The sequence below is a fragment of the Synechococcus sp. R6-10 genome (assembly GCF_047461815.1).
Taxonomy (GTDB): Bacteria; Cyanobacteriota; Cyanobacteriia; order Thermostichales; family Thermostichaceae; genus Thermostichus.
In genome coordinates this window covers 1-756 of the sequence record NZ_JANSHW010000572.1, presented here as the reverse complement: position 1 = coordinate 756, position 756 = coordinate 1, and the positions used below count along the sequence as shown (strand labels likewise).

General features: G+C 61.8%; 1 protein-coding gene and 1 pseudogene. Both read left to right on the top strand.

The annotated features are described in order from the left end of the window. A pseudogene (locus NW837_RS13990) lies at positions 1–388 on the top strand (tRNA (guanosine(37)-N1)-methyltransferase TrmD); the annotation flags it as partial. Positions 389–391: 3 nt separating this feature from the next. Continuing rightward, positions 392–756 (top strand): hypothetical protein (locus tag NW837_RS13985; RefSeq protein ID WP_414332208.1); only part of this gene is annotated, 365 nt, incomplete at its 3' end.

The window sequence follows — 756 nt, the reverse complement described above, 5'->3', positions numbered from 1 at the left end:
CTTGGCTACCCGTGAAGTGTCGCTGGGGGATTTTGTCCTGACGGGGGGGGAAATTCCGGCGCTGGCCCTGATCAACGGCGTGGTGAGGCTCTTGCCGGGCACCGTAGGCAAGGTAGACTCGTTAAAGAGCGAAAGCTTCCAGGCGGGGCTGTTGGACTATCCTCAATACACCCGCCCGGCAGAGTTTCAGGGGCACAAGGTGCCGCCGGTGCTCCTCTCAGGCGACCATCAAGCCATTGCCCGTTGGCGTCTGCAGCAGCAGTTGGTTCGAACCTGGCAAAGGCGGCCAGACCTGTTGGCCAAGCGCCCCTTGACCGCCGAAGAGCAGCAGTTGTTGGTAGAGGGGCTGGCGGAGCAGCACCCTCGTGTAAACGAAGCGGAGAAATAAATCATGCTCGGCAAGCTTCTCAACCGTCTCCTGAATCCATCGCCCGTCTGCTGGCGTGGGATCCCCTCGCCCCCAGTGCTGCTTCTGGTGGGAATGGCCTTGAGCTCGGTTCTGAGCGGTTCTGGGGTGGCCCTGGCCCAAAGCGGAAGTGTCAACGATGCCATTCGCCGCGACAGCAATCCCCCTCTGTTGGATGGCACCAGCATCAACGTCAACGATCTCTTCCGGGCTGCCGACTTCCTCTCCCGCCAGAATGCTGCTTCCCGCTGGGACGGCAAGGCCAGCGTTGATGCTGCTGTGGAGCAATTTAACCAATCCCGCCGCCGCTCCCTCCCGCTTTCTCCCGGTTCCTTGGCACCTGAGCCCAC